The organism is Bradyrhizobium sp. BRP19, assembly GCF_020194195.1.
GTDB classification, from domain to species: Bacteria; Pseudomonadota; Alphaproteobacteria; order Rhizobiales; family Xanthobacteraceae; genus Bradyrhizobium; species Bradyrhizobium yuanmingense.
In genome coordinates this window covers 155676-178407 of record NZ_JADYVZ010000003.1, presented here as the reverse complement: position 1 = coordinate 178407, position 22732 = coordinate 155676, and the positions used below count along the sequence as shown (strand labels likewise).

Annotated in this window: 20 protein-coding genes and 1 pseudogene; 15 read left to right on the top strand and 6 right to left on the bottom strand. The window is 64.5% G+C overall.

Translation table 11 applies throughout. The features are described from left to right. Positions 1-654: 654 nt before the first annotated feature. The gene (locus tag I6F36_RS11060) at positions 655-1611 is read left to right on the top strand and encodes a hypothetical protein (RefSeq protein ID WP_036027405.1); all 957 of its coding nucleotides are present in this window, start codon (positions 655-657) and stop codon (positions 1609-1611) included. A 12-nt stretch (positions 1612-1623) separates the two neighbouring features. Here the strand turns inward: I6F36_RS11060 and I6F36_RS11055 are convergent, their stop codons facing one another. Beyond that, positions 1624-2202, bottom strand: coding sequence for a MarR family winged helix-turn-helix transcriptional regulator (locus I6F36_RS11055; RefSeq protein ID WP_036007089.1), 579 nt, complete (start codon positions 2200-2202; stop codon positions 1624-1626). Positions 2203-2818: 616 nt separating this feature from the next. Here I6F36_RS11055 and I6F36_RS11050 point away from each other — a divergent pair. Next, entirely contained in the window at positions 2819-3706 is an 888-nt protein-coding gene (locus tag I6F36_RS11050; RefSeq protein WP_225126155.1) for a dienelactone hydrolase family protein, read from the top strand. Positions 3707-3761: 55 nt separating this feature from the next. On the opposite strand, the pseudogene I6F36_RS11045 reads toward I6F36_RS11050, so the two are convergent. Together I6F36_RS11045 and I6F36_RS11040 are read right to left on the bottom strand one after the other, a co-directional pair. After that, a pseudogene (locus tag I6F36_RS11045) lies at positions 3762-5029 on the bottom strand (serine hydrolase domain-containing protein). Positions 5030-5151: 122 nt separating this feature from the next. After that, positions 5152-6000: an SDR family oxidoreductase gene (locus I6F36_RS11040; protein ID WP_225126151.1), complete on the bottom strand. Its 849-nt coding sequence runs from the start codon at positions 5998-6000 to the stop codon at positions 5152-5154. A 155-nt stretch (positions 6001-6155) separates the two neighbouring features. Here I6F36_RS11040 and I6F36_RS11035 point away from each other — a divergent pair, with 155 nt between their 5' ends. Further along, complete coding sequence (locus tag I6F36_RS11035) at positions 6156-6911, top strand: HAD family hydrolase (protein WP_225126149.1); 756 nt, start codon at positions 6156-6158, stop codon at positions 6909-6911. A gap of 24 nt (positions 6912-6935) precedes the next feature. On the opposite strand, the gene I6F36_RS11030 is transcribed toward I6F36_RS11035, so the two are convergent. Together I6F36_RS11030 and I6F36_RS11025 are read right to left on the bottom strand one after the other, a co-directional pair. Next, on the bottom strand, positions 6936-7343 hold the full coding sequence (locus I6F36_RS11030; protein ID WP_036007097.1) for a nuclear transport factor 2 family protein: 408 nt from the start codon (positions 7341-7343) through the stop codon (positions 6936-6938). 95 nt (positions 7344-7438) lie between these two features. Continuing rightward, positions 7439-8923, bottom strand: coding sequence for a mannitol dehydrogenase family protein (locus tag I6F36_RS11025; protein WP_225139183.1), 1485 nt, complete (start codon positions 8921-8923; stop codon positions 7439-7441). A gap of 143 nt (positions 8924-9066) precedes the next feature. On the opposite strand from I6F36_RS11025, the gene I6F36_RS11020 reads away from it, so the two are divergent. The 6 genes from I6F36_RS11020 to uxuA all read left to right on the top strand — a co-directional run bounded on the left by I6F36_RS11020 (position 9067) and on the right by uxuA (position 15442). After that, positions 9067-9879 (top strand): FadR/GntR family transcriptional regulator, encoded by an 813-nt coding sequence (locus tag I6F36_RS11020; protein WP_036007117.1) that lies wholly within the window; start codon positions 9067-9069, stop codon positions 9877-9879. A gap of 70 nt (positions 9880-9949) precedes the next feature. After that, positions 9950-10927: a sialic acid TRAP transporter substrate-binding protein SiaP gene (locus I6F36_RS11015; RefSeq protein ID WP_225139182.1), complete on the top strand. Its 978-nt coding sequence runs from the start codon at positions 9950-9952 to the stop codon at positions 10925-10927. 216 nt (positions 10928-11143) lie between these two features. Continuing rightward, positions 11144-11722, top strand: coding sequence for a TRAP transporter small permease (locus I6F36_RS11010; protein ID WP_036007120.1), 579 nt, complete (start codon positions 11144-11146; stop codon positions 11720-11722). Positions 11723-11726: 4 nt separating this feature from the next. Then, positions 11727-13133, top strand: a complete 1407-nt coding sequence (locus tag I6F36_RS11005; protein WP_225139181.1) for a TRAP transporter large permease — start codon at positions 11727-11729, stop codon at positions 13131-13133. Further along, a complete protein-coding gene (locus tag I6F36_RS11000; protein ID WP_225142140.1) occupies positions 13130-14179 on the top strand; it encodes an L-idonate 5-dehydrogenase in 1050 nt (349 codons plus the stop codon). Before I6F36_RS11005 ends, I6F36_RS11000 begins: the two co-directional genes overlap by 4 nt. 72 nt (positions 14180-14251) lie before the next feature. Beyond that, entirely contained in the window at positions 14252-15442 is a 1191-nt protein-coding gene (gene uxuA / locus I6F36_RS10995) for a mannonate dehydratase (protein ID WP_225171430.1), read from the top strand. Positions 15443-15689: 247 nt separating this feature from the next. Here the strand turns inward: uxuA and I6F36_RS10990 are convergent, their stop codons facing one another. Next, a complete protein-coding gene (locus I6F36_RS10990; protein ID WP_036007129.1) occupies positions 15690-16628 on the bottom strand; it encodes a LysR family transcriptional regulator in 939 nt (312 codons plus the stop codon). A gap of 210 nt (positions 16629-16838) precedes the next feature. Between I6F36_RS10990 and I6F36_RS10985 the strand changes: the two genes are divergently transcribed. From I6F36_RS10985 to I6F36_RS10960, 6 genes are all read left to right on the top strand, one after another. Next, complete coding sequence (locus tag I6F36_RS10985) at positions 16839-17918, top strand: ABC transporter ATP-binding protein (protein WP_225171429.1); 1080 nt, start codon at positions 16839-16841, stop codon at positions 17916-17918. 33 nt (positions 17919-17951) lie between these two features. Then, the gene (locus I6F36_RS10980) at positions 17952-18668 is read left to right on the top strand and encodes an HAD family hydrolase (RefSeq protein ID WP_225171428.1); all 717 of its coding nucleotides are present in this window, start codon (positions 17952-17954) and stop codon (positions 18666-18668) included. Between the two features lie 14 nt (positions 18669-18682). Beyond that, a complete protein-coding gene (locus I6F36_RS10975) occupies positions 18683-19990 on the top strand; it encodes an FAD-binding oxidoreductase (RefSeq protein ID WP_225171427.1) in 1308 nt (435 codons plus the stop codon). A gap of 22 nt (positions 19991-20012) precedes the next feature. After that, the gene (locus I6F36_RS10970; protein ID WP_036027380.1) at positions 20013-21059 is read left to right on the top strand and encodes an ABC transporter substrate-binding protein; all 1047 of its coding nucleotides are present in this window, start codon (positions 20013-20015) and stop codon (positions 21057-21059) included. A 68-nt stretch (positions 21060-21127) separates the two neighbouring features. Then, the gene (locus I6F36_RS10965) at positions 21128-21940 is read left to right on the top strand and encodes an ABC transporter permease (protein WP_225155269.1); all 813 of its coding nucleotides are present in this window, start codon (positions 21128-21130) and stop codon (positions 21938-21940) included. After that, positions 21937-22722 (top strand): ABC transporter permease, encoded by a 786-nt coding sequence (locus I6F36_RS10960; protein WP_036027377.1) that lies wholly within the window; start codon positions 21937-21939, stop codon positions 22720-22722. Before I6F36_RS10965 ends, I6F36_RS10960 begins: the two co-directional genes overlap by 4 nt. The last annotated feature ends 10 nt before the right edge of the window (positions 22723-22732 follow it).

Below are 22732 nucleotides of genomic sequence, written 5' to 3'. Positions count from 1 at the left end.
GCCTGTTACTTCAACTCGATACTGAAACGCTTACTGCGTGAGGCTCGGCGGGTGTCTTACTGATCACCTCGCGGAGCAGATTGAGAAACGACCTAGAACAGTTGCGCCAAGTTGCTCATCGCGTCCGAACACTGCTGAACCATGTCGATCTCCTCGCCAACTGGCGAGAATCACTTGAGTAGAACCGTAGCGATTGCCGATTCCCGATCAAGCGTGCGAAAGAAAGCGATTGCTACACGCACTTGATGCTGTTGATTTGTTTCTGGTTGTTTCTTGATGCATCGAAACGTATCAGTTGATTTTGATACTGAACTAGTTTTGCATTGTGATGGTTGTATAGTTCCGCATCCCCGTACAATTACAGCTATTTCGGGTGGTGCTCCGAGGCACGCACATTGATGGGTTTTCAACCCCGGATTGACTCTGGAACTCGCTTTTCCGCATGCGGAAGTTCGACTCACGTCTGCGCCGCGCCTCCAGCTTGATGAAATCTTGGCGAGTGTGTGTCTTTCGAGTCGCACTATCGCCACGTGTATGGCGCAATCGACTCATGCGACGTCGCATCACGCGCGATGAACGGCTTTCGACCCGCACGTTTCAGGCAAGCTTCGACAGATAACGTCGTCGCTCGACAGACCGAACCGAACGGAGCATATGTTGTCCGATGGACAAGCTCGTCCCAACGCGACCGCGGACGCTTCCGCGGCGGCGAAGCCAGCGCCGGAGGCGAGCGATTCAATGGACAACGCGGCGCGGACGACCAAGCCTGCCGCGAGTGCAAAGCGCGTATCGGCGACGGCGAGCGACGAGGCTCTCGCAAAGGAGGCACTCGACGGCTTGAAGCGGATTCGTGCCAAGGCCCGCCTCGACAAGATGGCGATCCCGAAGCCGGCGCCGGTCGTGATCAAGCCGGCCGTGATCGTGGCGAAGCCGCCGCCACCCCGTCCGACCTGGGTCGCGCCGCTCGCAACTCTGGCGGTCGCTGCCATGCTGGTGGTCTGCGCCTGCACCGGCGTGATCGCCTATCTCACCACCCAGCCCGCGCCAAACAACGTTGCGGCCAATGCGGAGATCAGGATTCTGCGCGAGACCGTCGCGCAACTGCGCAAGCAAGTGTCGGGCGTGTCTGAAAACCTCGATGGCTTGCGGACCGCGGTCGATCAATCCAGCAAGGTCACGAACGATCGCTTCGGCCGGTTTGCCGAGAATCTCGACCGGATCGAGCGGGTGAGCTCGTCCTCTACGGTGAAGCTCGACAAGCTCGCTCAGGTGCAAGCCCAAGCCCAAGCTCCCGCGCCGGCGACGGTGCAGACGCAGCCGGTGTCAGCGCAAGGGCCGATGATGGCCGCGGTCGCCGCGCCCGAATTCACGGGATCGGTGCCTGCACCCGAGCGTGCATTGGCGCCGCGCAAGGCGATCAAGGGCTGGTCGGTCCGTCAGGCCTATGAGGGAATTGCGATCCTGCAGGGCCCGAACGGTGTCATCGAAGCCGTGCTGGGACAACAGGTGCCCGGTCTTGGCCGCATCGAAGAGATCAGGAACGAGAACGGGCGCCTGGTGGTGGAATCAAGCGGCGGCGTCATCTATTCGTCGCGCAAGGCAACGCCCTGAACGAGCCGCCTTTTATTGGCGGTGATGCTCGAAGCTGGTGCACAGCAGATCGACCTCCGCTTCGGCGATCGGTGCGCGAAACAGGCGGCAGCTGAACTCGGCCGTCGTCTTGCTGTCGGTATTGGCGCGATCCTCCCGCAGGAAGATGCACCGCTTGCAGACGTCGGTGTGGTGCCGCTGCTCGGCGGCATCGGAGTGGTCCAGCACGTGCCGGAACGTGTCGCGGAAGCGGATCTTGACCTCGTCGTCCAGAACGCCAATCGCTTCGATGAGGACGTTGACGGGATCGCGCACCAGGAACTTCTTGCCCTGCTGGGTCACGCTCAACGTCACCGAACGCTTGTCCGTGGCCGAGCGCTTCCGCTCGAGATAACCGAGCCGCTCGAGCTCGCCGATGATGAACGAGGCGGTGCCGCGCGTGGTGCCGACGTAGCTCGCCAGCGCCGAGGGGGTTCGGGAAAATCGGTTGGCGCGGGAGAGGAAGCGCAGCGCCATCCATTCGCGGTCGCGCAAACCGTGCTTGGTGCCTTCGAACCACAGGATGCGTGCGGCCTGCTCCAACAGTTCAATCGATTCACGAGCCAAATTCATTTCAGTTCCAGGTCGCATAAACGTTTATTCAATTGGGCCTCGGGTAGCGCAATCGGGGCGGACGAGAATGAGACCCGCTCGCGCTCCGCCGTCCGTTGCGGGCGAGCATCGCGCGTCGCGGGAAGAAGCCTCTACGTTTCCGAAGATGGAACTTCCGGCCGTGGAACTAGGGTGTCACAAAGAAAGACCGGGTAAATCGCGCGGCCAAGATCCTCCGAAAATTTCAATCAAATGACGGCGGTTCGCACGTGATTTGGTGATGATGAGCGATGCGTAAGCAACATGATGTGTCACCATCGTCGCTGCGATTGCTATTTGTTGCGGCAGAGCCCGTCGGGTCTGCGCTCAGGCGCATTCTGCGCAGCGCCAAGCGGCCTGGCCGGCAGGCAAAGAACCATTCCTTTCGGTTAATGGATGTTGCGGTGCAGTGCAGCCAGGCGGTTAAGTCCGGTACACGGCCCACGCTCCGGCGGGCAGCGGACACCGGCGCTCGCTAACGAAGGGATGAAGTGGTGAGCCGCGTGCTCGCAGGCTGGTGACTTGCGTTTATCCGGCAATTACTGGCGAATGCGGCGCCCGAGGGGCATCAGCATGGGAATCAGGAATGGGAAGATCGATGAGCTTTGAAACCACCATGACATCCGACGTCGTTGGACTGACGAAAGTTGCCCCGCTCTCGCGCCGCGGATTCATGAGCGCCACCGCTGCCGTCGCCGCTGGCTACACGCTCGCGGCCGGTCCGGTCCGGGCCGACATCATCACGACGGATACCAGCGGCCTCCAGGCCGGCGATGCCAAGATCAAGGTCGGCTCTGAGGAAATGCCCGCCTATTTCGCCCGCCCGGCCGGCAACGCCAAGGCGCCGGTGGTCATCGTGGCGATGGAAATCTTTGGGCTGCACGAATACATCCGGGACGTGACGCGCCGCCTTGCCAAGCTCGGCGCGTTCGCAGTGGCGCCCGACTATTATTTCCGCAAGGGCATCGACCTGACCAAGGTCACGGATATCAAGGAGCTGCTGCCGGTGGTGAATGCGAAGCCGGACGCAGAGCTGTTGTCGGATCTGGACGCGACGGTCGCCTGGGCAGGATCGAAAGGCGGCGACACGACGAAGCTCGGCATCATCGGCTTCTGCCGGGGTGGCCGCACGGTCTGGGAGTATGCCGCCCACAGCGGTGCGCTCAAGGCGGGCGTTGCCTTCTACGGGACCTTGGTCGATCCAGCCAACCCGTTATGGCCGAAGAGCCCGCTGCAGCTCGCGCCCGAGATGAAGGCGCCGGTGCTCGGCCTCTATGGTGGCGCCGATACCGGCATTCCCGCCGCGCAGGTCGAGCAGATGAAGGCCGCGCTCGAGCAGAGCAAGAAGACGGCCGACTTCAAGATCTACCCCGAAGCGCCGCACGGCTTCCATGCCGACTATCGCGGCAGCTACCGCAAGGACGCCGCGGAAGATGCCTGGAAGCAGGCAGAGGCCTGGTTCAGGAAATACGGCGTGTTGAGCTGACGGTCAATCAAGAGGGCGGCCCAAGTGGCCGCCCTTTCTCTTTCATGTGACGGTCTCACTTCGTCATCGCGCCGTAGACGATGTCCTGGACCTGCTCGCGATAATACTTCCTGAGCTCACCCGGTGCCGCCGTTCCCACCACGACGACGAGACGGTCCTTGGGATCGCAGAAGAACTGCGTCCCGTAGGCTCCGTTCCAGGTGAACTCGCCCGGATTGCCGGGGACCGACGACAATCCTTCGCTGGTCCGGACCGCCACCGAAAGGCCGAAGCCGAAGCCGCCGCGATGCGGCTCGACATTGGCGACGTTGTTCTTGATCTCGGGGCCGAGATGGTTCGCCGTCATGTGACGGACGGTCTTCGGACCGAGAATGCGCTGCCCGTCGAGCTCGCCGCCGTTGAGCAACATCTGTCCGAAGCGGATGTAGTCGCCGACCGTCGCGAACGAGCAGGCGCCGCCGCAATCGAACTTGGTTGTGGTGTCCAGGAGCTTGATGGCCTGCGGCTTGCCCGTCAGCGGATCGTTCGGGAAGGGGCGGGCGAGGCGCGGGCGCTGCGCCTCGGTCGGATGAAAGGTCGCATCCTTCATGCCGAGCGGATGCCAGACATTGGCAGCGAGATAGTCGCCAAGCTTCTGCTCGCTCACCTTCTCGACGACAGCGCCGAGCACGTCGATCGAAAAGCCGTATTCGAACGCGGTCGAGGGCTGCTGCGCCAGCGGCAGCTTGGTGATGCGATCGATAAAAGCCTGGGTGTCGCCGTCGATCGCCGGCGCAATGCCATCAGGATATTGCCGCGCCACGGGGCTCGATGAGTCCGGGCGGCCGCCATACATCAACCCCACGTATGCCGGTAGAGATCGTGGATGAAGATCGGCGAGGCCTGCGGTTCGAGCTTGAGTGATCCGTCCGCCTGAGGCACGCCGACCTTCATGTCGGCGAAGCCCGGATAGTATTCGGACAGCTTGGCCTGGAGCGGCAGCCGACCCTGTTCCATCAGCGTCAGGCCGGCGACCGCGGCCATCGGCTTGGTCATCGAGGCCAGCGCGAAGATCGCATCGAGCGGCATCGGCGTGCCCTTGGCCGGATCGAGCAGGCCATAGGCCTTGTAGTGGACGAGCTTGCCGTCGCGCGCGATGGCGACCACTGCGCCGGGAACGCGCTTGGCCGCGATCTCGCGCGCGAAGAAATTATCGAGGCGTGCAAGGCCTTGCTTCGAAAATCCGACATCGTCGGGATTGGCTTCGGGCAGCGGCGCAGCGCGCGCGGCGCCGAGCGTGACGACAGCAATCGTTGCCGCGATCATGGCGATCGTCTTGTTCATTGCATTCTCCCAAGAGGCGAGCTCGTTGTGCGGTGGCTCGCTCGAAGGTTAGATCACGACCGCGCCGGCAGGAAGTCAAGCGCGGGCGCGGCATGTCTGGGACGCATCGAAGCGCAGGAACCCTAACGTCCTTCGCCTGCGCGCCAGAGAGCGTCGAGGCCGTGCCGATAGGTGGGGCAGGCCAGCGTGACGCCGAGCTCGCGCTTCAGTTTCTCGTTGGAGACGCGGGCGCTGCTGGCATAGAAGCTGCGCGCCATCGCCGACATTTCGGCGGTGGCGAACGCTTCTTCCGGCGGCGGCGCCACGCCCATCAGCTGCGCGGCATAGCCGATCACGTCCTGCGGCGGCGCCGGCTCGTCGTCGCAGACGTTCCAAACGCCGCCGCCCTGGTGATGAATAGCGGCGATGATCGCGCTCGCGATGTCATCGACGTGGATGCGGTTGAACACCTGTCCCGGCTTGATGATGCGCCTCGCCGTTCCCGCGCGCAGTGTCGCCAGCGCGTTGCGGCCGGGACCGTAGATGCCCGCAAGCCGCAGGATCGCGGCATCGCCGCCCGCCGCATCCGTCCAGGCTTGCTCCGCCGCGATCCGCATCCGCGTGCGGTCGAGGATGGCCTGCGGCGGCGTGCTCTCGTCGACCCACGCTCCGCCGTGATCACCGTACACCCCGATGGTGGAGAGATAGACGACCTTGCGGCGGCTTCCCTGCAGCACGCCGCCAAACGCCGCGATCGCGGGATCGCCGGTGCTGCCGGGCGGGATCGACACCAGGAGGACGTCGGCGTCGCGAACCCGTTCAACCGTCTCGGGCGACGGAAGGCTGCCGGAAAACGGATGCACCTCGATCCCGGCGAGGTCATTCCGCTGCGCGGGATCGCGCACGGTGCCGGCGACATGCGAGAAGCTGCCGCCGTGCTTGCGAACGAAATGCCGCGCGCTGTAGCCGAGGCCGAGGATGAAGAGCCGCATGCGTCTCCTGTGCAGATCGAAAGTTCCCGTTCGCGCCGTCGCGCACCGTTCGCTCATAAGAGATTTTTGGGTCCGGCAAAAGATATTGCGATTTGTCTCGCCCTCCGGCTCGGCCGATGATCGCTTTACGCAGCGCCGGAAGGGAGGCATCGATCATGCAGGCCGAAGCGTTGGTTCAGTCGCCAGCGGACGCCGCCGATCTGATCCGGCGCGCGGCCGCGCTGATCTTCGACGTCGACGGCACCCTGGCCGAAACCGAGGAGCTGCATCGGCAGGCCTTCAATCTCGCCTTCGCCCGCCTCGGTCTCGACTGGCAGTGGGACCGCGCCGTCTACAAGGACCTGTTGCGGGTGACGGGCGGCAAGGAGCGCATGCGCGCCTACCACGAGAGGCTAGTGACCGCTCCGCCCTTGTCGGACGGGGACATCGCAGAACTTCACCGCATCAAGACCGCGCATTATGCCGAATTTGTCGAGGCCGGCCGCTGTCCCTTGCGGCCAGGCGTGACGGATTTGCTCAGGGCCGCGAAGGAGCGCGGCCAGCGGCTTGCGATTGCGACCACCACATCGCACGGCAATATCGATGCGCTGCTGTCGCAGGCGCTGGGCAAACGCTGGGCCGCGGATTTCGATGCGATCGTCGCCGGCGACGACGTCAGGCACAAGAAGCCGGCGCCCGACGTCTATCTCGAGATTCTGGCGCGGCTGAAGCTCGAGGCATCCGATTGCGTTGCGATTGAGGATTCCGCCAACGGTCTGATCGCGGCCTCGCGCGCCGGCGTCCCGGTTCTGATCACCCGCAGCACGTTCTTCGGGGACGACGACTTCACCGGCGCGCATGTCGTGCTCGACGATCTGTCGGAACTTTCGGCCCGCCAAACAAAAGCTGAAAAACAACCCCATGCACAGTAGATCACGGCGCCGTGATCGCCGTGCTCAGTGGACGCGGTGACTTGCTCTATCGTCCTCGGCCTGCTCGACAATCTGTGCGATCGGACTGGACTGATGGTGCACCAGGCGCCAGTCGTCGCCGACGCGGCGAAAATGGTTCGCCGCAGCCAGCGCGGTGCCGTCGACGATCTCGATGCAGAGCACGCGGGCGCTGTCGCCGTCGACGATGGCCTGCGGCTCGGCGCAGACGATCTGCGGCCGCTGCGGGTTTTGCAGGATGTCGCGCCAGCTTCCGATCACGGTGGCGCGGCCGATGATGGCCGGCCAGCCGGGATGGATGCAGGAGATGCCGTCGTCATCCGCCCACATCCGTTCCATGCCGGCGAAGTCGCCGGTCGAGAATGCCGCGTAAAAGGCCGCGTTGGCGGCGATGACCTTGGTGTCGTTTCCCATCGCTCTCGGGTGGGGCAAGGACAGGCAAAAATCAAGCGCGACTTTCCGTCGACTTTGGCCGCAGTGCAGCATTCAGGATGCTGCCCGCGTCGTGGTCACGCTGAAACGTGCGTTGCCACGGCCCGCCGCGCGCCGTCGGCATAGAGGCGGCCGAGCGCCGCGGTGACAGCCTCGCGCAGGCGCGGCTCGGCGCCGAGCGGCCCGAACACCTTCGCCACCCCGAGCAGTGCCGGCGCGAGGCGCTCGGCAACGGGTCCTGCCTCGCGCGCCAGCGCGGCGAACTCGGCGGCGAATGGATCGCGCACGTCGATCGGCCGTCCCTGCTCGTCGACGCCGCTGACGTAGCGGATCCAGCCGGCCACCGCCAGCGCATGCGTTGCGATGGGCAGGCCTCTGGCAAGGCGATCCTGCATCGCGCCGAGCAGCCGCTGCGGCAGCTTTTGCGAGCCGTCCATGGCAATCTGCCAAGTGCGATGGTGCAGCGCCGGATTGGCGAAGCGCTTGAGCAGCGAGGCGCGATAGGCGGCGAGATCCGTGCCTGATGGCATGGTCAGCGTCACCGCGGCCTCTTCCATCACCTGCGCGGCGAGGCGCGCAAAATGCGGATCCTGCATCGTGTCGGCGATGGTCTCGTAGCCGGAGAGATAGCCGAGATAGGCCAGCGCGGAATGGCTGGCGTTGAGCAGCCGCAGCTTCATCAGCTCGAACGGCTTGACGTCGCCGACGAGCTCGATACCCGCTGCGGCAAGGTCCGGCCGGCCCGCGGTGAAGCGGTCCTCGACCACCCATTGCGTGAACGGCTCGGTCATGACAGGCCAAGCGTCGCGCATGCCCAGCGCGGATGCGACCGCATCGCGGTCGGCATCCGTCGTCTCCGGCACGATGCGGTCGACCATAGTCGAGGGGAACGCAACCGTGTCGGCGATCCACTTGCCAAGTTCCCTGGACCGCAGCGCGGCGAACTGCGTGACGATCCGCTGCACGGTGTGGCCGTTGGCGGCGAGGTTGTCGCAGCACAGCACGGTGAAGGGCGAAAGACCCTGCGCCCGCCGGCGTGCCAGCGCGGCGACGATGAAGCCCGGCGCCGAGCGCGGCGCGTCGAAATTGTTGAGGTCGTGCACGACATCAGGATGCCGCTCGTCGAGATCGCCGGTCTGCGGCGTGTGGCAATAGCCCTTCTCGGTCACCGTGAGCGAGACGATGCGGATGGCGGGATCGGCCATCCGCTCGACCAGGGCTGCCGGCTTCTCGCGCGCCACGACGCTGTCGAGCAGGGCGCCGATCACGCGGTGCTCGGTACCTTCGGCGGCGCGCACAGCGACGGTGTAGAGATGGTCCTGCGGGGCGAGGGCGTCGCGCGTCTCCGGGCTGCGCAGGCTCGCGCCGATGATGCCCCAGGACATGCTGCCCCTAGCAAGGCAATCGTCGATGACGACGGCCTGATGGGCACGATGAAACGCCCCGAGCCCGAGATGCACGATGCCGGGCGTGACGCGCGATCGGTCATAGGCCGGACGGCGGATGGCAGGTGCCAGGCGGTCGAGATTGGCGCGACCAAGGCGCATCGAGCTCTGGCGCATGGACGTCTCCCCTTGCTTTGCCGCTGCTTGACATGGCGTCCGTATCAGGTCAATGCTCCGGTCAATTGGTAAGACCAATTCTCCAAAATTGGCGGGTCGCGGGCGCCGGAGGCGCCGCGCGAGACCTTTTCGGGAGGACCAGCGTGCCGCTGGAAGCTGTGGAGGCGAGACGGCTCTATCGCCAGGTCGCCGATCAATTGCGAAGCCTGATCGACAGCGGCGAGTACGCGGTCGGCAGCCGCTTGCCGACCGAGCGCGACCTCGCGGAACAGCTCAAGGTGTCGAGGCCCACGGTGCGCGAAGCCTTGATTGCGCTCGAGGTCGAAGGGCGCCTGCGCATCCGCGTCGGATCCGGCATCTATGTGATCGAGCCCGCCGCCGTGGCCGCGCCGACAGCTACTGCCGTCATCGAAGGCCCGTTCGAACTCTTGCGCGCCCGCGAATTCCTGGAGAGCGCCATCGCCGAACAGGCCGCGCGCGTGGCGACCAAAGATGACATCGACCGCATCGACGCCGCGCTCGTCGCGATGGAGAATGTCGACCATCCTGGCGAAGCCTCGATGGTTCATGACCGCGCCTTCCATATCGCCGTGGCAGGATGTCTCGGCAATGCCGTGCTGGTGCGGGTTGTCGGCGAGTTGTTCGACCAGCGCCTCAATCCCTATTTCGCGCAGCTAGCGCATTATTTCGAGAATCCCACCACGTGGCGAACCGCGCTCGATGAGCACCGGGCCGTGCGCGACGCCATCGCTGCGCGCCGGCCGCTGACGGCCCATGACGCCATGCGCGATCACCTCGCGCATTCGCAGGAGCGCTTTGCACAGAATTTTGGTGCCGAGACATCAGCAGGGGCGCCGGCTGCACGGAGGCGGGCGGCGCCGTCCGGGGTTCAGCCGGCGAAATCAAAACGACCATCGAAGAAACAGGCCAAGAGCGGCAGCTCGCGGCGGCGATGAGATTGGGCGGCCCGCATCCATGCCGGGGCGGGCGAACAAGAAGCAGACTTGAACGATGGAGGAAAAGTCGATGTTAAAGAAGATGACGATTGCAGCAGTGATTTCCGCCGCCACGCTGTTGGCAGCGACCAGCGCCAGCATGGCGCAGACCAAGCTCAAATGGGCCCATGTCTACGAGCCCTCGGAGCCGTTCCACACAGCCTCGGTCTGGGCCGCGCAGGAGATCAATAAGCGCACCAACGGGCGCTACCAGATCGAGGTCTATCCGGCCTCGCAGCTCGGCAAGGAGACCGACATCAACCAGGGCCTCTCGCTCGGTTCGGTCGACATCATCATCTCCGGATCGAGCTTCGCGGCCAAGAGCTTCGCGCCGATCGGCGTAACCTATTATCCCTACACCTTCCGCGATGCCGATCATCTGCTCGCCTACACCAAGAGCGACATCTTCAAGGAGCTCGCCAAGGGCTATGAGGACAAGAGCGGCCACCACATCGTCGCGGTGACCTATTACGGCGTGCGCCAGACCTCGTCCAACAAGCCGATCAAGACCTGCGCGGACATGAAGGGCCTGAAGATCCGCGTGCCCGACGTTCCGGCCTATCTGGCGATGCCGCGGGCCTGCGGCGCCAACACCGCGCCGATCGCGTTCGCCGAGGTCTATCTCGCGCTCCAGAACGGCACCGTCGAGGCGCAGGAAAATCCGCTGACGACGATCGAGGCCAAGAAGTTCTACGAGGTGCAGAAGCACATCGTGCTGACCGGCCACATCGTCGATCACCTCAACACCGTGATCGCCGGCGCGCTGTGGAAGAAGCTGTCCGACGAGGACAAGAAGATCTTCACCGACGTGGCGCAGGAGGCCGCTGCCAAGGCAACGGGCGAGATCAAGCAGAACGAGGCCAAGCTGGTCGCCTTCTTCAAGGACAAGGGGCTGACCGTGACCGAGGTCGACAAGAACGAGTTCCGCGACACCGTGCTGAAGAACGTCGCGTTCGAGACCTTCGGCTACCGCAAGGCGGATTGGGAGAAGATCCAGGCGGTGAAGTGACCGCCGCTTGCCCCGCCATAAGACCCTCATGGTGAGGAGCGCGAAGCGCATCTCGAACCATGAGGGCCCCGGTGTGCCCCGGGGGCATCCTTCGAGACGCTTGCTTCGCAAGCTCCTCAGGATGAGGAGCGGAGCAAGCGTGAGACAGTAGAACAAAGACGTCATTCCGGGTTCTCGCTTCGCGAGCTCCGGAACGACGATTTGGAGAGAGGTAACATGTCCACCGCCGAAATCCACCGGCAGATCACCGCCGACGAGATCGCGCACACCTTCGAGGAGGAGGCGACGCCGAAGGTCGATCTCGGCGTCTACGCCTTCGAGGACTGGGTGGCGCTAGCGATTTTCTGGGTAATGGCGCTCGCCGTCTTCCTGCAGTTCTTCACCCGTTACGTGCTCAACGACAGCTACGCCTGGACCGAGGAGATCGCGACCTATTGCCTGATCGGCGTGGTCTTCATCGGCTCGTCGATGTGCGTACGGCTGTCGCGGCATATCCAGGTCGACCTCGTCTATCGCTACCTGCCGCATGCCGTAGGGCGCGTGCTGTCGACCGCGATCGACCTGATCCGGATCGCCTTCTTCGGCTACGCCATCAAGCTGGTCTGGGTCTACATCAGGATCATCGGCGACGAGCAGATGACCACCATCAATCTTCCCAAGGACTATGTCTATTACGCCGTGCTGCTCGGGTTCGTGCTGATGTTCGCACGCTCCGTGCAGGTGGCGATCCAGAACTGGCGGCAGGGTTACTCGGTCCTCGAACGTCCCGGTGCCTACGACGGATCGGAAGGATAAAACCATGCTGCTGTTGCTCGGAGGCTTTCTCGTTCTCATGCTGCTCGGCGTTCCCGTGGCGATCGCCATGGCCGTGTCGTCGCTGCTCTATATCCTGGTCAGCGGCGTGACGCCCGACGTCACGCTGGCGCAGCGCATGATCGCCGGCGTCGAGAGCTTCCCGCTGCTCGCCGTGCCGTTCTTCATCCTGGCCGGCAATCTCATGAACATCGCCGGCGTCACCGGGCGCATCTACAAATTCGCGGTTGCGCTGGTGGGGTGGATGCGCGGCGGCCTCGGCCACGTCAACATCATCGGCTCGGTGATCTTCTCCGGCATGTCCGGCACCGCGATTGCGGATGCCGCCGGCCTCGGCACCATCGAGATCAAGGCGATGAAGGACCACGGTTACTCCACCGAGTTCTCGGTCGGCGTCACCGCGGCCTCGGCAACGCTCGGACCGATCATTCCGCCGTCGCTGCCGTTCGTGATCTACGGCATGATGGCGAACGTCTCGATCGGCGCGCTGTTCCTGGGCGGCGTCATTCCCGGCGTCGTGCTGACGCTGTTCATGATGGTGACCGTCACCTATTTCGCGCACAAGAACAAATGGGGCAGCGACACGCCGTTCTCTTGGCCGCAGCTCGGCTCGGCCGGGCTCGAGATATTGATCGTGCTGTCGTTCCCGATGGCGATCTGGCTGATGGTGCTGGCCGGCCTTTCGGTCAACACGGCCGTCGTCATCGGCCTCGGCACGCTGCTCCTGATCGACTGGTATTTCGACTTCTCGGCGGTGATGGCGCTGATGGCGCCGGTGATCCTGATCGGCGGCATGACGCTCGGCTGGTTCACGCCGACGGAAGCCGCCGTCGCCGCGGTGATCTGGTCGCTGTTCCTCGGCCTCGTCCGCTACCGCACCATGACGTTCCAGACCGTCGCCAAGGCGACCTTCGACACCATCGAGACCACGGCCTCGGTGCTGTTCATCGTCACCGCGGCCTCGATCTTCGCCTGGCTGCTGACGGTGTCACAGGCGGCGCAGATGCTCTCGGACTGGATGCTCAGCATCACCCAGAACAAATGGGTGTTCCTGGCGCTCGCCAACGTGCTGATCCTGTTCGTGGGATGCTTCATCGACACCACGGCGGCGATCACCATCCTGGTGCCGATCCTGCTCCCGATCGTGCTCAAGCTCGGCATCGACCCCATTCATTTCGGCCTGATCATGACGCTGAACCTGATGATCGGCCTGTTGCATCCGCCGCTTGGCATGGTGCTGTTCGTGCTCGCCCGCGTCGCCAAGCTCTCGGTCGAGCGCACGACGGTGGCGATCCTGCCCTGGCTAGTGCCGCTGATGCTGGCGCTGATCGCGATCACCTTCATTCCCGACCTGACCCTCTGGCTGCCAAAATACATGGGACTCTCCAAATGACCTCGACTGCTCTCGCCGCGACCCTGTTTGGCCCCGAAGACCTGCGCATGATCGAGCATCCGCTCGACAGGCTCGCTGACGGCATGGTGCGCATCCGCTTCGGCGCCGGCGGCATCTGCGGCTCGGACATGCACTATTTTCGTCATGCCCGCACCGGAGACTTCGTGGTGAAGTCGCCGCTGGTGCTGGGACACGAGATCTCGGGCGAGGTCGTGGAGATCTCCGGTGCCGCTGCGAACCTGAAGGTCGGCGACCGCGTCGCCGTCAACCCGTCGCGCTGGTGCGGCCATTGCGTCGCCTGCCGCGAGGGCCGGCCGAACCTGTGCGAGAACATCTATTTCATGGGCTCGGCTTCGAAGACGCCGCACATGCAGGGCGGCTTCGCCAACTACTTCGATGCGATCCCTGCGCAGTGCGTGAAGATTCCCGATCACGTGTCCTACCAGGCGGCCGCGCTGGCCGAACCGCTCGCGGTGTGCCTGCACGCGGTGGCGCGCGCCGGCAAGATCGAGGGCAAGCGCGGCATCATCTTCGGTGCCGGCCCGATCGGGCTTCTGACCATGCTCGCGGCGCACCGCGCCGGCATGGCTGACATCACCGTCGCCGACATCGCGCCGGCGCCGCTGGCCTTTGCGACCAAGCTCGGCGCCTCCCACGTCGAGAACGTCTCTGCCGGCGAGGAAGGGTTGAAGGCGCAGGCTGCGTCGCGCCCCTATGACGTCGCGTTCGAGGTCTCGGGCACGGCCGCGGGCCTTGCCAGCGCGATCGGCATCGTCAGGCGCGGCGGCGTCGTGGTGCAGATCGGCAACCTGCCGGGCGGCCAGATCCCGACGCCGTCGAATGCGGTGATGGCCAAGGAGATCGACCTGCGCGGCTCGTTCCGCTTCGGCTTCGAGTTCATGAATGCGGTGGAACTGATCGGCAACGGCAGCGTCGATGTGCTGTCGCTGGTCACCGCCGAGCGGCCGCTCTCGACCGCGCCCGACGCGCTGCGGCTGGCGCTCGACCGTTCGCAGAGCGTCAAGGTCGTGCTGACCGCGAACTGACTTTTGTTTTGACGCGTTTTCTTCACGCGAACCGGTACCCACTTCGCTCGAAAACGCTTTGGGAGGCAGCACATGATGCTGGAGGGATGGCGCTGGTACGGACCGGATGATCCGGTCTCGCTCGATGATGTCAGGCAGGCCGGGGCGAGCCAGATCGTCTCGGCGCTGCATCAGGTGCCGATCGGAGAGGCCTGGACGCGCAAGGCGGTCGAGGAGCGCAAGAACTTCATCGAGAACGGCCAGCCCAGCCGCTCGCAGCTGACCTGGTCGGTGGTGGAATCGATTCCGATCCCTGACGACGTCAAGCGCCTCGGCGGAAAAGCGACCAAGTCGATCGAGGCGTGGATCGCGAGCCTGGAGGCGGTCGCCGCGTCCGGCATCAAGATCATCTGCTATAACTTCATGCCCGTGGTGGACTGGTGCCGCACCGATCTGGAATGGGAGCTGCCGAACGGCGCCCGTGCCATGCGCTTCGACCAGGACCGCTTTGCGGCATTCGAGCTGCACATCCTGAAGCGCCCGGCGGCTGCTCAAGAGTATACCCCCGAGCAGCAGGCGCGCGCTAAAAAGCTGTTCGAGCAGATGAGCCAGGCGGATATCGACTATCTCGTCATGGTCATTGCCAGCGCGCTGCCGGGCTCGACCACCGAGCCGATGACGATCCCGCAATTCCGCGATCGGCTGGACACCTATCGCGACATCACGCCAAAGATATTGCGGCAGCATCTCGCGGAATTCCTCGCGCGCGTGACGCCGGTGGCCGAGCAGCTCGATGTCTCCTTGACGCTGCATCCGGACGATCCGCCGCGGCCGCTGTTCGGCCTGCCGCGCATTGCTTCCAGCGCCGACGATTATCAGGCGCTGTTCGATGCCGTGCCGTCCAAGGCCAACGGCATCTGCTTCTGCACCGGCTCGCTCGGCGTGCGCGCGGAGAACAATCTCCCTGATATGGCCGAGCGCTTCGGCCCGCGCATCGCGTTCGCCCATCTGCGCGCGACCAAGCGCGAGGCGGACGGGTTGTCGTTCTACGAGTCCGACCATCTCGACGGCGACGTCGACATGATCGCGGTGCTCAAGACGCTGCTAAAGGAGAACGCGCGGCGCGCACCGGACAAGAGAATCGTGTTCCGTCCCGATCACGGCCACCGCATGCTCGACGATCTCGCCGCCACCAAGCGCACCAATCCCGGCTACACCGCGATCGGCCGCCTGCGCGGCCTCGCAGAGTTGCGCGGTGCGATCAGGGCGATCGAGCATCGGTAGCGGGCAAACCTCTCTCCACACTGTCATTGCGAGGAGCTCTTGCGACGAAGCAATCCAGAATCCCTCCGCGGAAAGACTCTGGATTGCTTCGCTGCGCTCGCAATGACGTGGAGGGAGGGGGGCGACGCCTCCACAGCGTCATGGCCGGGCTTGTCCCGGCCATCCACGCCTTACCACGTGGCACGGCGAACGTGGATGCCCGGGACAAGCCCGGGCATGACGGCTTCTTGTGAAGCTCGCTCCAGGCTCAATAGCACGCCGCCATGGCGCCGAGCTTCGGATAGAGCCGGTCGATCGCGGCGATCTCGCTTTTCATCTGCGCGATGATCCAGTCGCGGATCTCGGCGGCGATCGGGCGCATCGGGCGGTTGCGCGGCGGCAGGAATTCGCAGATGCGGCGCGTGGTGGTGAGCCGGTCGGAGGCCGGCACCAGCGCGCCGGTGAGCAGCCAGTGCGAGGCGACCGTCAGCCAGCCGAGCGCGATGCCCTGGCCGAGCAGCGCGGCCTGCACCACCACGGCATAATCCGTGAAGCTCAGCGCCTTGGCCGCGCCGCGGCGGCCGGTGAGGAGCGAAGTGTAATCCGCAGCCCAGTCGCCCGGTGTCTCGGCGAGGCGAATGATGGTGTTGCCCTCGGCGGGATCGGTCTCGCCGAGATAGGTAGGGCTGCACATCGGCAGCATCACTTCCTTCATCACCAGCGTGCCGCCGGAGGGCGGCTCGTCGCGATCGCGGAAGCGCATGCCGAGATCGACATTCTCCACCGGCCCGCGCAGCGCGCCGGAAATCAACTGGAAGCGCAGATCGACTTGCGGAAACTGCTTCTGCAGCTTGTCGATGCGCGGCATTAGCCAGTGCGTGGTGAAGGCGGAGGAGACCGACAGCGTCACCGTCTCGGTGCCCTTGCGACGCCGCTCGATCTCGACGAGCCCGCTCTCGATGCTGCGAAAGCCTTCGAGCACGCGGCGATAGAGCAGCTCGCCTTCTTCGGTGAGCACCGCGCGGCCCGCCTTGCGATCGAACAGGCGAACGCCGAGATGCTCCTCGAACTGGCCGAGCATGCGGCTCACCGCCGGCTGCGTGACGTTCAGCTCGGCGGCCGCAGCCGTGAAGCTGCCATTGCGCGCCGCCGCGTCGAAGACGAACAGGGCGTTGCTGGACGGCAGCATGCGACGGAGCTCTGGCATAACGTCATGTTATGGGCGCGGTGAGAATTTGGCAATTGCCGGATTTTGCCAAGTCTGGTGTCATCAGCATGACAGCTTAAAGACAGGCCCTTCGAGAGAGGATTTGGTGCAGCGCACGCTTTGCCGTGAGTGCTCCAAATCCCTGTCTATAAAGCAGGCTTATGGCGCGCAGTGAGGCACGCCGGCTGAGGGACATCGCGAGGTCGATCGTTGGACAAGCGCGCGGAGAGCGTCGAGATCAGGTCCGCCAGCAAGGCCTATGGCGCCGTTCGCGCCCTCGACGACGTTTCGCTCAATGTCAGCGCCGGTGAATTCGTCTCACTGCTTGGCCCGTCCGGCTCCGGCAAGACCACGCTGCTCGGCATTTTGGGCGGCTTCATCCTGCCGACCTCAGGCACGATTCTATTCGGAGGCCGTGACGTCACCTACATGCCGCCGCACAAGCGCGACATCGGCGTGGTGTTCCAGAATTACGCGCTGTTTCCGCACATGAGCGTCGGCGAGAACGTCGCTTTTCCCTTGCGCGCGCGACGCCTGCCGAAATCCATCTGGCCGGACAAGGTGCGCGCAGCGCTCAGCATGGTCGGGCTTGCCGGCTATGAAGAGCGCGGCATCGCGCAGCTCTCCGGCGGTCAGCGCCAGCGCGTGGCGTTGGCGCGCGCCATGATCTTCGAGCCGCGCCTGATCCTGATGGACGAGCCGCTTTCCGCGCTCGACAAGCAGCTGCGCGAATCCATGCAGATCGAGCTGCGCGCGTTGCACAAGCGGATCGGCGCGACCATCATCTACGTCACCCATGACCAGCGCGAGGCGCTGACCATGAGCGACCGCGTCGCCGTCATGAAGGACGGCCGGCTGGTTCAGATCGACGAGCCGGCGCGGCTGCATGACCATCCCGTCGATTCCTTCGTCGCCAGCTTCATCGGCGAAGCCACGATGCTGCCGGTCCGCCGCGTCGATGCCGCCAGCGTCGCGCTCGGCAACGTCTTGCTGCGCAGCGCGCGCGCCATTCCCGATGGCGATGCCCTGATGCTGGCCGTGCACAGCGAGAAGCTGCTGATCGATGATGGCGCGCAGGATGCCGCTTGCAACCGGCTGACCGGGACCGTCACCGACATCGTCTATCAGGGCGAGAGCCTGCGCATTTTCCTCGCGCTCGCCGATGGCATCGCGCTCAGCCTGCGCCAACCGAGCTATCACCAGGCCTATCACCGCATCCCGCCGCTCGGCGGCAGCCTCACCGTTACGCTCCACCCCGAGGACACCATTGTCGTACCCAGGGTGGACTGAATCCAGCCTTGTTCAACCGAGAGAAGAAGCGATATGTCGACCCAAGCCGCGTTCAGCAATTTCAAGGTCCTCACCTTCGACGTCGTCGGCACCCTGATCGATTTCGAGACCGGCGTACTTGAAGCGGTGCGCAAGATCGGAGGCAAGAAGGCGGCCGAGCTCAGCGACGAGCAGATCTTCGAATCCTACAAGCGAGGCCGCGACAAGCATTATGAGCGCTCCAGCGAGGTGATGTTCTACGTCTACCGCTATCTCGCCAAGGAGCTCGGGCTGCCGGCGGACGATGCCTCCTGTGACGTCTTCCAGCTTGCCGTGCTGCGCTGGGGGCCGTTCTCGGACTCGGTCGAGGCGCTGAAGCGCTTGCGCACAAAATTCCGCCTGGTCGCGATGACCAATGCCGACCGCGTGGCGCTGTCTTGCTACGCGCATGCGCTCGGCAATCCCTTCGATGACACCGTCTGCGCCGACGACACCGGCGTTGCAAAACCGAACCCGGAATTCTTCGCCTACAACAAGGGCCGCCAGTCGGCCTTCGGCTACAAGCAGTCCGACATCCTGCACGTCGCGCAGAGCCAATATCACGACATCGGGATCGCGCGGAAGCTCGGCTACAAGGTGTGCTGGATCGAGCGCCGCCAGGGCATCGCCGGCTTCGGCGGCACGCCCGCGGTGGAGACGCTGACCAAGCCGGACTTCCATTATCCGACGTTGAAGGCGCTTGCCGACGCCGCGATCGGACCGGCGGAGTAACGGAGAGCTGTGGCATGACACGGGACTGGCGCGCGCTGCCTTCCGTCAATTCGCTGTGGGAAGCCACGGCGGAGCCGGCGCGCGCGTTTCCCGTGCTGTCGGGCGAGCAACAGGCGGATGTGGTGATCATCGGCGCCGGCTACACTGGCCTCTCCGCCGCGCACCACATTGCCAGGAGCGGGCTCAGCCCCGTCGTGCTCGAGGCCAACCGTCCCGGCTGGGGCGCGAGCGGGCGCAATGGCGGGGTGATCACGGCAAAATTCCGTCTGTCGTTCCGCGAGATCGATGCCGCACACGGCCGCGCCATGGCGCGGCGCATGTACGAGATCGCGCATGAATCGACCGACATGGTCGAGGAGCTCGTCTCCGAATTCGGCATCACCAGCGCGAACCTTGTGCGCACCGGCCAGGTCAAGGCCGCGCACAATGAGACGACGCTCAAGGCCGCGATCGACGAGGCCAACTGGATGACGCGCGAAATGGGCTCCGCCGCCGTTCGCATCCTCGACAAGGGACAGGTGCGTGAGGAGACCGGCTCCGACATCTTTGTCGGCGGTGTGCTCAATCCCGGTTCGGGCGGCATCCATCCGCTGAACTATCTGCGCGGCCTCGCAAATGGCGTTGCAAGCCGCGGCGTTCCGATTTTCCAGGAGTCGCCGGTCGTCAAGCTCCGGCGCGAGAAGGACGGCATCGTTGCCGAGACACCGCAAGGCGCGGTGCGCGCCAGGCAGGCGATCATTGCCACCAACAGCTATTCGGATCTGACCGGTGCCACCGCGCATCTGCAGCGCACGCTGATCCCGTTCCGCAGCGCCATGGTCGCAACCGAGCGGCTTCCCGGCAATCTCGCGGGAAAACTGATGCCGACGGGGCGCACTTACACCGAGACCAAGCGCATGATGCGCTGGTTCCGCATGGTCGACAACCGCGTCATCTTTGGCGGCCGCGGCGCCTTCGGCAAGCAGGATTCGCAAGCCGCATTCGACGCCTTGCGCAAGGCGATGGTCGGCATCTTCCCCGATCTCGCCGATGTCCCGCTCGCATACAAATGGTCGGGCCTGGTCGCGATGACGCTGGACTCGGTGCCACATATCGGCCGGCTCGATGACCGCACGCTCTTCTCGGTCGGCTACAACGGCGCAGGCGTTGCGATGTCGAGCCTGATGGGCAGCTATCTCGCCGCCTTCGTGCGCGGCGAGGCGCCCGACGTCGGCCTGCTCGACGCCCGGCGCATGAAGGCGATTCCGTTCTATCCGCTGCGGGAGCCCGCCGTGCGCGTGGTCGCCGGCTGGTACCAGTTTCTCGATGCGATCGGTCAGTGAGATCTATTTGGAGGAGGTGAGGATGACGATGAAGCAGAAATTTGGATTGGGCTGCGCGCTGCTGGGCGCAATCGGACTGACCAGCGCGGCTGATGCCGCCGAGCAGATCACCTTCGTCTCGCAGGGCGGCGCCTATCAGCAGGCGCAGACGGTGGCGATCCTCGATCCCTCCGCCAAGAAGCTCGGCATCACCATCAACCAGGACTCCATTCCCGACGCCTGGCCCGCGATCAAGACGCAGGTCGGCAGCGGCAAGCCGATCTGGGACGTCGTCGACACCCCGACCGGTAACTGCCTGCGCGGCGGCGAACAGGGGCTGATGGAGAAGCTCGACTTCTCGAAGATTCCAAACGGCGCGGCGATGCCGGAGGCCTATCGCAGCCCCTATTCAGTGTCCTACGAGTTCTATTCGAGCGTACTTGCCTACAGCCAGAAGAAATTCCCGAAGGACGCGCCGAACAGCTGGGCCGATTTCTGGGACGTGAAGAAATTCCCCGGCCGCCGCGCGCTGCGCAACCATCCGTTTGCAACGTTAGAGGCGGCGCTGATGGCCGACGGCGTCGCACCGGACAAGCTTTATCCGCTCGACGTCGACCGCGCCTTCAAGAAGCTGGAGGAGATCAAGCCGCACATCACGGTGTGGTGGACCTCGGGCGCACAGTCGGCGCAGTTGCTCAATGACGGCGAGGTCGACATGGAGATGGCCTGGAATGGCCGCGTCAGTGCCGTCGCCAAGGAAGGCGCGAAGGTCGCCTTTACCTACAACCAGGGCATCCTGCAGAGTACCTCGCTCTGCATCCTCAAGGGCGCGCCGAATCTCGCCACCGCGATAAAATTCCTCAACGAGGCCGTCGATCCCGTGCACCAGGCCAATCTGCCATTGCACATCGACTATGGTCCGGGCAACCCGAAGGCGTTCGAGACCAGCGTGATCAAGCCCGAGCGCGCCGCGCAATTGCCGAGCGAGCCGGCCAATGCGGCGAAGCAGGCGCTGATGTCCTATGCCTGGTGGTCCTCGCCGGCGGGCGAAGCCGCCGAGAAGCGCTGGGCGTCCTTCATGCAGAAGTGAGCGAGGCAACGTTGACGACTTCAGTGCCAGATCCCTCCCAAAAACATCAGCGCCGTGAGCACGGCCTGATGCTGGCATTGGTGTCGCCGGCGCTGCTGGTGATCCTGGCTCTGATCGTGCTGCCGGTGGGCTGGCTGGCCTGGCAGTCGATCTACCATGACGGCTTCACGCTGGAGAACTATCGCCGCGTCTTCACCGAAGACGTCTACTGGCGCAGCTTTGCGCTGACCTTCGAGATCAGCCTCGCGGTCACGGCCATCGCGCTGCTGCTTGGCTATCCCGTGGCCTACCTTGCCAATTCGGTGCCGAAAGGGTGGAGCATCGTCATCCTCTCGCTGGTCGTGCTGCCGTTCTGGACCAGCGTGCTGGTCCGCGCCTATGCCTGGCTGGCGCTGCTGCAGCGCACTGGCGTGATCAACCAGTTCATGCGCTATCTCGATGTCATCTCCGAGCCGCTCGCGCTGGTCCACAACACCTTTGGCACGGTGGTTGCGACCGTGCACATCCTGCTGCCCTTCATGGTGTTGCCGCTCTACGCCACCATGCAGAAGATTCCCAACGATCTCATGCAGGCCGGCGCCAGCCTGGGCGCGAGCCCGTCGCTCACCTTCATGCGCGTGTTCCTGCCGCTGTCGCTGCCGGGCGTGCTCGCCGGCTGCACCATGGTGTTCGTGCTCTGCCTCGGCTTCTACATCACGCCGGAGCTACTCGGCGGCGGCCGCACCGTGATGGTGTCGATGCTGGTGAGCCGCAATGTCGAGCTCTACAACCAGTTCGGGGCGGCGAGCGCGGTCGCGGTGGTGCTGCTCATCAGTGTGCTCGTGATCTTCTTCGTCGTCAGCCGCTTCATCTCGCTCGACCGCGTGTTGGGGCAGAAATGATGCGCGCCTCGCCCGCACGGATCGCCCTCTACGTGGTCAGCGCGCTGGTGCTGGTCTATCTGATCCTCCCCGTTCTGATTATCGCGCCGATCTCGTTCTCCAGCGCGCGCTTTCTCACCTTTCCGCCACCGTCCTTTTCGCTGCGCTGGTACCAGCAGTATTTCTCAAATCCCGCCTGGATGCAGGCGACGCGGGTGACGCTGACGGTCGCCCTCCTCACCGTCGTGATCGCGACCCCGTTCGGGGTGGCCGCCGCCTATGCCATCAGCCAGTCGAAGCTACGCATCATGAGGCTGATCCACTTGGCGCTTCTGTTGCCGCTGGTGGTGCCGATCATCATCACCGCCGTCGGCATCTTCTTCGTCTATGCCAAAGTCGGTCTGGTCGCGACCATGCCCGGCCTCGTGCTGGCGAACGTGATGCTGGGCCTGCCCTATGTCGTCATCTCGGTGCTCGCGGGCCTGCAGAGTTTCGATCCGGCGCAGGAGATGGTGGCGCGCAGCCTCGGCATGAACCGCCTGCGCAGCTTCTTCGCGGTGACGCTGCCGCAGATCAAGTCCAGCGTGGTTGCGGGCGGAATCTTCGCCTTCATCTCGGCGATGGACGAGACCATCGTCGCGCTGTTCATTTCCGGCGGCCAGTATCAGCCGTTGACCAAGCGCATGTTCACCGCGCTGCGCGACGAGATCGATCCGACCATCGCCGCGATCTCGACCTTGATGACGGCGGCCTCATTCATGCTGGTGCTGCTGGCGAGCGCGCGACAGAAGCGGAGCGGGTGAGGATAGCGGG